The organism is Streptomyces sp. RP5T (assembly GCF_003933965.1).
GTDB lineage: Bacteria > Actinomycetota > Actinomycetes > Streptomycetales > Streptomycetaceae > Streptomyces.
In genome coordinates this window covers 1-10,505 of the sequence record NZ_RSAJ01000290.1, presented here as the reverse complement: position 1 = coordinate 10,505, position 10,505 = coordinate 1, and the positions used below count along the sequence as shown (strand labels likewise).

The 10,505-nt window shown below is 73.2% G+C and carries 9 protein-coding genes and 1 pseudogene; 4 read left to right on the top strand and 6 right to left on the bottom strand.

Translation table 11 applies throughout. The features are described 5' to 3' along the window. Positions 1-530 (top strand): annotated as a pseudogene (locus tag EHS43_RS26460) (hypothetical protein); the annotation flags it as partial. Here EHS43_RS26460 and EHS43_RS26455 read toward each other — a convergent pair. The 4 genes from EHS43_RS26455 to EHS43_RS26440 all read right to left on the bottom strand — a co-directional run bounded on the left by EHS43_RS26455 (position 500) and on the right by EHS43_RS26440 (position 5,186). Continuing rightward, a complete protein-coding gene (locus tag EHS43_RS26455; RefSeq protein WP_185806419.1) occupies positions 500-2,935 on the bottom strand; it encodes a right-handed parallel beta-helix repeat-containing protein in 2,436 nt (811 codons plus the stop codon). The pseudogene EHS43_RS26460 and the gene EHS43_RS26455 overlap by 31 nt on opposite strands. Before the next feature lie 111 nt (positions 2,936-3,046). Next, positions 3,047-3,652, bottom strand: coding sequence for a hypothetical protein (locus EHS43_RS26450; RefSeq protein ID WP_125193260.1), 606 nt, complete (start codon positions 3,650-3,652; stop codon positions 3,047-3,049). A gap of 230 nt (positions 3,653-3,882) precedes the next feature. Then, positions 3,883-4,710, bottom strand: coding sequence for an MOSC domain-containing protein (locus EHS43_RS26445; RefSeq protein WP_125193259.1), 828 nt, complete (start codon positions 4,708-4,710; stop codon positions 3,883-3,885). Between the two features lie 41 nt (positions 4,711-4,751). After that, positions 4,752-5,186, bottom strand: a complete 435-nt coding sequence (locus EHS43_RS26440; protein WP_125193258.1) for a DUF6643 family protein — start codon at positions 5,184-5,186, stop codon at positions 4,752-4,754. A 296-nt stretch (positions 5,187-5,482) separates the two neighbouring features. On the opposite strand from EHS43_RS26440, the gene EHS43_RS26435 reads away from it, so the two are divergent. Continuing rightward, positions 5,483-6,688, top strand: coding sequence for a TerD family protein (locus EHS43_RS26435; RefSeq protein WP_125193262.1), 1,206 nt, complete (start codon positions 5,483-5,485; stop codon positions 6,686-6,688). A gap of 4 nt (positions 6,689-6,692) precedes the next feature. On the opposite strand, the gene EHS43_RS26430 is transcribed toward EHS43_RS26435, so the two are convergent. Beyond that, positions 6,693-7,889: a glycosyltransferase gene (locus EHS43_RS26430; protein WP_125193257.1), complete on the bottom strand. Its 1,197-nt coding sequence runs from the start codon at positions 7,887-7,889 to the stop codon at positions 6,693-6,695. Positions 7,890-7,928: 39 nt separating this feature from the next. Between EHS43_RS26430 and EHS43_RS26425 the strand changes: the two genes are divergently transcribed. Next, positions 7,929-8,717 carry a glutamate racemase gene (locus EHS43_RS26425; RefSeq protein WP_125193256.1) on the top strand — a complete coding sequence of 263 codons (789 nt, stop codon included), beginning with the start codon at positions 7,929-7,931 and terminating at the stop codon, positions 8,715-8,717. Between the two features lie 193 nt (positions 8,718-8,910). Further along, positions 8,911-9,459 carry a hypothetical protein gene (locus EHS43_RS26415; RefSeq protein WP_125193255.1) on the top strand — a complete coding sequence of 183 codons (549 nt, stop codon included), beginning with the start codon at positions 8,911-8,913 and terminating at the stop codon, positions 9,457-9,459. A gap of 9 nt (positions 9,460-9,468) precedes the next feature. Here EHS43_RS26415 and EHS43_RS26410 read toward each other — a convergent pair whose 3' ends face one another. Further along, entirely contained in the window at positions 9,469-10,440 is a 972-nt protein-coding gene (locus tag EHS43_RS26410; RefSeq protein ID WP_260470724.1) for an O-antigen ligase, read from the bottom strand. Between the last annotated feature and the right edge of the window lie 65 nt (positions 10,441-10,505).

Here is a 10,505-nt window from a genome sequence, read left to right as displayed (position 1 = left end):
GCTACGCCGAGCGCGCGGTACCGGACCTGACCTGGCGGATCGCCACCTGGATCCGTGCCACGCGGGGCCGGCTGGTCATCTCCGGACACTCCCAGGGCAGCGTGCTGGCGGCCGCCGCGGCCTGGCAGCTGGAGCCGTCGGTCCGGGGACGGGTCGCCCTGCTGACCTACGGCTCCCCGCTGGAGCGCCTCTACGGCCGCTGGTTCCCGGCCCACTTCGGCCCGGCCGCGCTCACCGCCCTGCACCACGACGTGGACTGCTGGCGCAACCTCTACCGGCTCACCGACCCCATCGGCGGCCCGGTGCGGCTGCCCGGCGACTGCGGCCCCGAGGTGGACCGGGAACCCCTCAAGGACCCGCTCGCCTACGGCCGCACCGAACTGCACCCGCTGCCCGCGCCGATCCTCGGCCACTCCGACTACCAGGCCGACCCGGTCTTCGCCGAGGAGCGGGCGAGACTACTGGGCCGGCTCCAGCCGGACGTACCGGGGCCGCGGGCTCAGGACGAGCCGGGCAGGTCCTCGGCGTAGAGCAGGGTCAGATCGTCCGTGGTCGGGTCGTCCACCTGGGCGACCCGGCTCGCGTGCCGCTCCACCATCGCCTCGAAGGTCTGTCGGGCGGTACGGCCGTTGCCGAAAGCGGGCCCCTTGGGCAGCACCGTGAAGTACTTCCGCAGGGCCTCGGCCGCCCCCGGCGCCAGCCGGTACTCGTGCTCCTCGGCCTGCTGCTCCACGATGCTGAGCAGTTCCTCGGGGTTGTAGTCGCTGAAGGTGATGGTCCGTGAGAAGCGGGACGCGACACCGGGGTTGACCGAAAGGAAGCGCTCCATCTCGGCGGTGTAGCCCGCGACGATCACCACGACCGCGTCGCGGTGGTCCTCCATCAGCTTCACCAGCGTGTCGATGGCCTCCTTGCCGAAGTCCCGGCCCGAGTCCTCCGGCGACAGCGCGTACGCCTCGTCGATGAACAGCACTCCGCCGCGCGCCCTGTCGAAGGCCTCCTGGGTGCGGATCGCGGTGGAACCGATGTGCTCGCCGACCAGGTCGACACGGGACACCTCGACAAGGTGGCCCTTCTCCAGCACCCCGAGGGAGGCGAGGATCTCGCCGTAGAGCCGGGCGACCGTCGTCTTGCCGGTGCCGGGGGAGCCGGTGAAGACCAGGTGCCGCTTGACGGACGCGGCCTTCAGGCCCGCCTGCTGGCGGCGCCGGCCCACCTCGATCATGTCGGTGAGCGCCCGCACCTCGCGCTTGACGCTGTCCAGGCCCACCAGGGCGTCCAGTTCACCCAGGACGTCCTTCGAGGTGCGCGAGGGCTTCACCGGCTCGGCGGGGACGGCCGGCGGTTCCTGGTCGGCGGCACGCTGTCCGGGGATCGACCCCAGCAGGCCGGGGGAGCGGGCCTCCGTCTGCACGGCCGTCTCCCGGGCCGCGGGCGGGGTGAGGCCGCCGCTCTCGTCGCTCGTGCAGTCCTCGACGACGGGACCGGCTCCGGCGGCCGCGTCCGGGGCGTCCGCGAACTCGTAGCCCCCGCGCGCGCAGCGCTCCGTGCGGCACTTCCTGAGCGTCGTACGGCAGCCGTCTATCACGTGGAAGCCGTACCCGCCGCTGCCCGTCACCCGGCAGTTCAGGAAACTGCCGCGGCCGCCCGCCGACACGTAGAAGCCCGCCTCCGCGGGGGAGTCGACCGTGCAGCGCTCGATCGTGGGGTCGGCGCCCTTGGTGACGATCACGCCGGTCTGGGTGCCGTCCACCGTGCAGCTGTTGAGGGTGCCGCCGCTGCCGTGGTCACGGAACCAGGCGCCGGTCGCCGCGTCCCGGATCCGGCAGTCGTCGAGCTGCGCGGTGGCGCCGTCGCTCACCGACACGGCGGTGTTGCGCACCTGGGAGATGTCGCTGTCGACGACGTCCGCGCGCGAACCCCGGTCCAGCACGAACAGGGCGTCCGGCACGTCGTGCACCCGGCAGGAGTCCAGTACGGCGGTGGCGCCGTCACTGACCCAGACGGCCGGGTAGTCGCCCGTGCTGTCGAAGATCTCGCACTGGTTGGCGTCCACGCGCGTGCCCGGATCCCACACCGACAGGCCGTTGCGCCCGAACTGACGGACCGTCGTGCGGGTCAGGGTCAGCACCGACCGGGAGCGCAGGTCGACCGCGTTCTCCGGGATGTCGTGGATGCGGCAGTCGGCCAGGGTCAGCACCGCGTCGGTGTCGAGCGTGACGCCGTCCGCGGTGGTGCGGTGCACATCGCAGTCGGTGAGATGCGCGGTGGCCCGGCCGGTGATCTGGACCCCGCTGCCGCGGACCTCGTAGACCTCGCAACCCACGGCCTCCAGCGCGGAGTTCTCGCCGGTCGCCGCCAGTCCCGCGCCCGCGGTGTGGTGGACGCGGCAGCGCTCCAGGCGGGGGTGGGCACCACCGCGCACCGCGACACCGGACTGACCGGCCGCCACGACCTCGCACTCCTCGAACACCCCGCCCGCGCCGTCCAGTACGGCGATGCCGATACCGGCCGGGTTGTCGACGGTGCAGCGCCGCACGGTCGGGCGCGCGCCGCCGCGCACCTCTATGCCGGCCGCGGACCGGGTGACGACCCGGATGTCGGTGAGCTCCGGTGTGCCCTCCTCGACGAGCAGGGCGGGGGCGGCCGCGTCCTGGCCCTCCACGTGCAGGTCCTGCACCACGGCGGAGGCGCGCACCGTCAACGGCACGCCGTCCACGGGGGCGATCCGCACGGAGCCGGGCGAACCCTCGGGGCCGCGCAGGGTCACCGGCCGCTGCACGACGAGGTTCTCCCGGTAGGTGCCGGGCGCGATCGTGAGGACGTCCCCGTCCGCCGCGGCCTCCAGGGCAGCGGCGAGCGACGCGTACTCACCTGTGCGGCGCCGCCACCTCGATGTGCCGGTGTGCGTCACCTGGACCGTGCCCTGTGCCATGGCGTTGCCGTGCCCCCACCTCGTAGTACGCGGGTTTGTGCTGCCGAGGAACCTCGGCCGGTCCACCGTAGCGTGCGCGCGGGTGGTGGGTTGACCAGAGCCGTAAGGCCGTCAGCTGCCGGTGCCGGTCCGGCCCCAGTCCGGGCCCGCGCGCTCCCAGGCCCTGTCCCAACGGGCGTACCGGCGACGGACCATGCGCCAGACGGCGAGCCGCCTGGCGCCCTCGACCAGGCCCGCGGTCAGCAGCGCCGCCCCGATGCCCGCGAGAACGGCGTGGGTGGTGGCCGTGGCCGAGTCCAGCGGCCGGGCCGCCGGGCCGCCGTGCAGGTCCGTCCACAGGGTGAAGTGGTCGCCGCGGTGCGGGGTTTCGAGGGCGGCCAGGACCGCGCCCCGGTGCGTGGTGCCGTCCGGCGCGGTCCAGTCGGCCACCACCCGGGTGCGCAACTCCCGCCCGGAGGCGGCCTCGGGGTCGGCGTCCAGCGGTGAACGGTCCAGTGCGCGGATCACGGTCGCCGTCACCAGCCGGCGGGTGTCGTGCTGCTCACGGACCGCCTGCTGCAGCGCGCCCTGGGCCGCGTGCCCGGTGGCCGAGCCGACGACCGGTGCGACGACCAGGAGCAGAAGCAGGGCGACCAGGCCGGCCCAGGCCTCGGCCAGATCGGTCGCGCGGCGCAGCGGATTGCGCCGCCAACGCCAGAGTCCACTGATCGCTCGCACCGTCCGCACCCCCTTCCCGCTCCGTGATAACCCCCGACAGAGGCGTTCACGCGCGGGACCGGCCGAAGAGAGAGCGAAATCACCTGCGGCCCGGTCCTCTCATGAACTCCTCATGAAGGCCCCAACGTGCGGGTCCCCGGGCGGTGTTCCCGCGACCCGGGACCGGGCGGATCCTTGACGGAAACTTGTCCACCGGCCGCCGCGTCGGCCCATGTCCCTGCGCGCGCCGCCTATTCGAGGATCGTGACCGGGTCGCCGACCCGGATCGTGCCGCGGGAGCGGGGCACCAGGTTCTGTCCGAAGACGAGCTTGCCGTCGAAGCGGCGGTGCCGGCCCAGGCTGTGCAGGGGTTCCTTGCCGCGCACGGCCCGGTCCTGGTCGGTGGTGGTGACCACGCACCGCCCGCACATCTTGGCGACCCGGAAGGTGACGTCCCCGATCGCGACGAGCGACCAGCCGTCCTCGGCCCACGCCTCGGTGCCGCCCACGACGACGTTCGGCCGGAAGCGGTTCATGGGCAGAGGGCCCTCCGCCGCGTGCCTGCCTTCGGAGATCAGGGAGTTGAGGGCGTCGAGGGAGGCCGCCGAGGTGAGCAGCAGCGGGTATCCGTCGGCGAAGGTGACGGTCTCGCCCGGCAGCGCGTACTCGGGTTCGACCGGGCGGCGGGTGGCGGGATCGTCCATGTGGACCAGGCGGGTGGGCGCGTCGAGGTACGCGCTGCACCACGCGTGCGCGGCCGCGTCGGTGGCGGGCACCCCTTCCACCTTGTCCCCGAAGATGTCCAGCGTGACGGTCTCGCCCGCCTCGGGGACGGGCACGGTCAGCGGATCCATGCCGGGCGCGGACAGCACGAGGCCGCCGCCGGGCATCAGCTCGGCGGCGGCAAGCGCGAGGCGTGGCTGCTGGCGTTGGGTGACGACCTTTCCCCCGTCGTCGACCAGCGTCCAGCGCCGGTCTCCGGCCAGCCCCCAGGGCTCCACCTCGGCCTCCTGGAGCGCGAGACCCCGGAACGCCTTGACCGGATGGACATGAATCGACAGCAGCTGCGCATTCCCCATGGGGCCATCGTGCCAGGCGGCACCGACAACCCGGGAGGGAATCAGTACCCGCGGTACTGCTGGTTGTTGTACGGATCCTGGTAGGGAGCCGCCTGGGCGGGCCGGGGAGCCGCGGGGCGCATCGCCTCGTAGCCCGTGCCCATGCCGGGGCCGACCGGTCGCTGCTGCTGCGGACCGGGATACCCGCGAGGCGCGGCGGCCTGCTGCGGGATGTACGCGCCGGGCGCCTGCTGCAGCGGAGAGGGCTGCTGCGCCTGCGGGTAGCCGTAGGAGGACTGGGAGGGACCCGCGGGAAGAGCGGGCAGTGCGGACGGCAGCGCCGGCAGATGACTGGCCGGAACGTCGTACGCGGCCGGGACCCGGATCGGGGCGATCTGCGGGGTGCCCCGCTCGGCCACGAGTGAGTCGTAGATCGGGGTGTCCGGGAAGGAGGCGGAGTAGTAGCCGCCGCCATAAGTGGAGCGGGGGGAGGTCATGGCACATAAGTTAAGCCCACGATGTGCTGGTTGGGGAGACCGATAAGAGGGTTGTTTTCCGTGTCGGCAGTGGTGTGGGATCCCCAATGCGAGCGAACTCGGCAAAAATGGACGCCAATCCAGGTCCCATCCTTGTAAAGGCCGAGTTCCGAGGGGGTTACCGGAGGTTGGCCGGTGATCTTCGTGCGCGCGGGATGGGAGTTCGCCGCCCGTGGGGAATAGGTTGAGCGGGTAGAACTCGAAGGGCCGCCGGGGAGCGTCCTGGCCTGCCGACACCTGAGGGGGCGGACATGTCAATGTCGAAAGGTGCGAACGCTCCGGTGCCCACGACGGCACTGCGCGTCGAATTGGGCTGGCGCACCGGCCCCGGGGTCCCCGACGCGGACGCCTCGGCCCTGCTCCTCGTCGGCGGCAAGGTCCGCTCCGACGCCGACTTCGTCTTCTACAACCAGCCGCAGCACTCCTCCGGGGCCGTCCGCCACGAGGGCAAACGGACCGACGGCGGCCGGGTGACCGACACGCTGTACGTCGATCTCGCGCGCGTGGAGCCGTCCGTGGAGACCGTCGTGCTCGCCGCTTCCGCCGACGGCGGGACCTTCGCGGGTGTCCCGGATCTTTACATCGAGGTGCGGGATGCGGCGCGGGACACGGTGGCGGCGCGGTTCGACAGTACGGGCGCGACCGTAGAAACCGCTTTCGTACTCGGGGAGTTCTATCGGCGTCAGGGTGCGTGGAAATTCCGTGCCGTCGGTCAGGGCTACGACAGCGGACTGGAAGGTCTGGCAACGGACTTCGGTATCACCGTGGACGAGCCTCAGCAGACGGCACCCGTCGCGCCTCCGCCGCCCCCCTCCACGCAACCGGTCCGCCTTTCCAAGGTCACGCTGACCAAGTCGGCTCCGTCCGTCTCCCTCGCCAAACAAGGCGGCACCTCGGGCGCCATGCGCGTGAACCTCAACTGGGAGGTACGCAAACAGTTCTCGGGCTGGGGCAGCAAACGCGGCCGCGCGGTCGCCATGCACGCCGACCTCGACCTCGACCTGTGCGCGCTGTACGAACTCGCCGACGGCCGCAAAGGGGTCGTCCAGGCGCTGGGCAACGCCTATGGAGCCCTGCACCAGCCGCCGTACATCCACCTCGACGGCGACGACCGCACCGGCGCCGTCGCGAGCGGCGAGAACCTCACCGTGAACCTCGACCACAAGAGGGACTTCCAGCGCATCCTCGTCTTCGTCACGATCTACGAGGGCGCGCGCTCCTTCGCCGACCTGCACGCCACGGTCACCCTCCAGCCGCAGCACGGCGCCCCCATCGACTTCTCCCTCGACGAGTGCACGGTCCCCTCGACGGTGTGCGCGCTGGCCCTGATCACCCGTACCGGCGACGACCTGGTCGTCCAGCGAGAGGCCCGCTATCTGGTGCCCGAGCGCGGGGTGAGCCCGCAGCGGACGGTGGACCAGGTCTACGGCTGGGGCATGAACTGGACACCGGGCCGCAAGTGAGACCTCAGCGCTCCTCGCCGGCGACGGCCTCCGGGCGCGCGTAGGTGCGGCCCTTCCAGGCCGCACCGCGCCCCCGGTAGTGCTGCACCGCCGAGTCGACCGTCATGAGGAGGTAGAGGAACGCGGTGAACGGCAGCAGCGGAGCGAGCCACAGCGGCTGACGGTAGTAGCGGAGCATCGGGACGTACGTGCCCGTCATGACCAGCCACGCGAGAGCACCCGGCACCAGGGTCACCGCACTCCCCGTCGCCAGGCCGGCGAGGACGGCGACGGGGGGCACGAGATAGACCAGGGCGAGCCCGGCCACCGTGCCCAGCAGCACCAGGGGCTGGTGGCGCAGCTGGGCGTAGGCGCTGCGCGACACCATCCGCCACAGGTCGTGCAGCCGGGGGTAGGGGCGCACGCTGTCCACCCGCTCGGCCAGACCCAGCCAGACGCGACCGCCGCCGCCCTTGACCGCCCGCGCGAGGGCCACGTCGTCGATGACGGCCTGCCGGATCGCGTCCGGGATCCGCGCCCGCTCGGCGGTCTCGGCGCGCAGCAGCACACAACCGCCCGCGGCGGCCGCCGTCCGCGAACCTCTCCTGCCGATCCGGCGGAACGGATAGAGCTGCGCGAAGAAGTAGACGAACGCCGGCACCACGAGCCGCTCCCACAGGCTCTCCACCCGCAGCCGCGCCATCTGCGAGACGACGTCGAAGCCCCCGGCGTGCGCGGCGGCGACCAGCCCGCGCAGGCTGTCCGGCTCGTGGGCGATGTCGGCGTCCGTCAGCAGCAGGTACTCGGGTCCACGCACGCGTGCCAGACCGATGCCGTGGCGTACCGCCCACAGCTTGCCCGTCCATCCCGCGGGCGGTTCCCCCGGTGAGGACACGGTGAGCGGCAGTCCGCCGTGCCGGTCCGCGAGCTCGCGCGCCAGCTCTCCGGTGCCGTCCGTGCTGCCGTCGTCGACGAGGAAGACCTCCGCCCGCCCCGGATACTCCTGGGCCAGGAGGGAGGGGAGGCTCGCGGGCAGCACGCCGGCCTCGTCACGAGCCGGCACCACCACGGCCACGAAGGGCCAGGTCTCCGGATCCCGCTGCGGCGGCAGTCTCACGTCCGTGCGCCAGAAGAAGCCCTGACAGAGCAACAGCCACAGCCAGGCGGCGAGGGATACGGCGGCGGTCCACGCGATGGCGCTCACGCGCGCAGTCTGCCCCACGGAACCGGCCCCCGATGGCTCATCGTCTATCGTGGCCGGGTGAAGATCGCGCTCTTGGACTCCGGAATCGGTCTGCTGGCGGCCACCGCCGCGGTACGGCGACTGCGCCCCGACGCCGATCTCGTGCTCTCCCTCGACCCGGACGGCATGCCGTGGGGTCCGCGGACACCGGACGACATCGTCTCGCGTGCGCTCACCCTCGCCGAGGCCGCTGCCGCGCACGGCCCCGAGGCCCTGATCATCGGCTGCAACACCGCCACCGTGCACGCCCTGACCGCCCTGCGCGCCCGTCTCGAACCCGACCTGCCCGTCATCGGCACCGTGCCCGCGATCAAGCCCGCCGCGGCGGCCGGCGGCCCCTTCGCCATCTGGGCGACCCCGGCCACCACCGGCAGCCCGTACCAGCGCGGTCTCCTCGCGCAGTTCGCCGACGGGGTGCGAGCCACCGAGGTGCCCTGCCACGGTCTCGCCGAGGCGGTGGAGCACGCCGACGAGGCGGCCATCGACGCCGCGGTCGTCGCGGCCGCCGCCCTGACCCCCGCGGACGTGACGACCGTCGTCCTGGGCTGCACCCACTACGAACTCGTCGCCGAGCGCATCCGCGCCGCCGTGCAGCGCCCCGGTCGTCCGCCGCTGGTTCTGCACGGCTCGGCGGGTGCGGTTGCCGCGCAGGCGCTGCGCCGGATCGGTGAGCAGCCCGCGCCGGAGGCGGCGGCCACCGGTTCCCTCACGGTGCTGCTGAGCGGTCGCGAGGGCGCCGCCCTGCCCGCGCCGGCGCTGGCCTACGCGGAGGGCAGGCTGCTGAGGACGGCCACGCCGGCCCGCTGAGCACATCCGCGCCGCCGTGCAGCGCCCTGGTCGTCCGCCGCTCCTCTGGCACGGCTTGGCGAGTGCGGTCGCCGCGCGGGCGCTGCGTCGGATCGGTCCGCTACGTGCCGCGGGCGGCCGGAATGCCTCGCCCGGAGCAGTCACTCTGTGCGACGAGGTACCCGCAGGGCGAAACCTGCGTAATCTCATAGGCATGAGGGACCACCCCCACGGCGAGCAGACCTCGCACCACCCCGACGTCTGGACCGGCCGCGCCTCCAACCGGGTCCAGTGGCTGCCGGCGCTCGCGGGCGCCGCGATCGTGGCGCTCGGCATCGAGCTCGCCGTCGACTCGGCATGGACCTCCGGCGTCGCCCCGCTGGTGATGTCGGTGGTCGGCTGCATCGCGGCCGGGCTGCTGGTCCTCTTCCTCACGCTCGGCTTCGTCCATGTCGCCCTCAAGGTCGACACGGACTCCCTGGAGGTCCGCTGCGGCCACATCGGCGTGCCGCGCCGCCGAATCCCGCTGGCCCATGTCGCCGGGGCCGAGTTCGTCCCGCACGTCACTCCCCGGCAGTGGGGCGGCTGGGGCTACCGTTGGCGCCCCGAGAAGGGCACCGCCGTCGTCGTACGCCGGGGCGAGGGCGTGGTCCTGCAACTGTGGGACGGCCACACGTTCACGATCACCGTGGACGACGCGGAGGCGGCCGTACGGATCATCCGCGACCGGCTGCGGCCCAGGGCCTCGGGTCCCCTCCACTGAGACCGGCGCTCACTTCCGGGGCGCCTCCTCGGTGAGGGGGCGGGCCGTTGTCAGGCCCGCCAGGAACCCGACGCCCACCGACACCATCGTGAAGCTGAGCGCGTTGCCGACCGCGGCGATCCCCGCCAGCGCCGTCAGGGACGCGCCCGCGGTGAGGACGACCGGCGTGGGGCGGGGAGAGCGCCACAGCGCGTACAGCAGCCAGCAGAAGGCCGCCGCCAGGAGCAGCACCCCGGTCACCCCCTGCTCGGCGGCCATCTGGAGCGGTGCCGAGTGCGGCTTCCCGTCGGGCAGCAGGGACTGGGTCGCCGTCGTGCTGAGCTCCCCGAAGCGGCCCGGCCCGACCCCCAGGGCGGTGTCCTCGCGGGCCAGCCGGAGCGCGTCGTGCCACAGGTCGATCCGGTGCGGGGTGAGCCGGCCGCGCAGGGACCCGGCGAGGCCGTCCGGTACCGCGTTCCCGGCCACCGCCCAGGTCAGGCCGGTCACCGCGGTCGCGGCGACGGCGAGACCGGCGACGCCCGGGCCGCGGTGGCGCATCCGGCCCGCGGCGAGCGAGCACAGCAGCACCGCGGCGCAGCTGACCAGCCCGGACACCGACCCCAGGACGGCCGACGTCACCGCGATGCCTGCGGCCAGCAGTCGCAGCAGGACGCGCAGCGCGGGGGACCCGGTGGTCCAGGCGGCGCAGCACGCGGCACCCGTGGCGAGCGTCAGCAGCGCGGCGGTGGCGCCCGCGTGACCCAGCGGGCCGACGATCTCCGGTCCGGGCGCCAACTGGGGGAGTCCCATCGTCAGACCCAGTCCGGCCAGCGCGGCGGCACACGGGGCGGCGACCGGCAGCAGCGCCCCCGAGATGCGGCCGGCGGCGTACCCGGCCGCGACGGCCAGCAGGGCCAGCAGCACGCCCTCCGGGCGCCCGTCGTGTGCGGCCGCGGTGATCAGCGACCAGGCGGCACAGGCGCCGAGCACCAGTACGCCCACCACGTCGGAAACGTTTCGTCTGTCGCCGTCCACCTCGGAACCGGCCACAGACGTCACCCCCGTGG

Bases quoted from the DNA above. Each gene is read 5' to 3' on its own strand.
- EHS43_RS26455 (WP_185806419.1), bottom strand. From the start codon at position 2,935: ATGGCACAGGGCACGGTCCAGGTGACGCACACCGGCACATCGAGGTGG.
- EHS43_RS26415 (WP_125193255.1), top strand. From the start codon at position 8,911: ATGAGGGACCACCCCCACGGCGAGCAGACCTCGCACCACCCCGACGTC.
- EHS43_RS26440 (WP_125193258.1), bottom strand. From the start codon at position 5,186: ATGACCTCCCCCCGCTCCACTTATGGCGGCGGCTACTACTCCGCCTCC.
- EHS43_RS26445 (WP_125193259.1), bottom strand. From the start codon at position 4,710: ATGGGGAATGCGCAGCTGCTGTCGATTCATGTCCATCCGGTCAAGGCG.
- EHS43_RS26435 (WP_125193262.1), top strand. From the start codon at position 5,483: ATGTCGAAAGGTGCGAACGCTCCGGTGCCCACGACGGCACTGCGCGTC.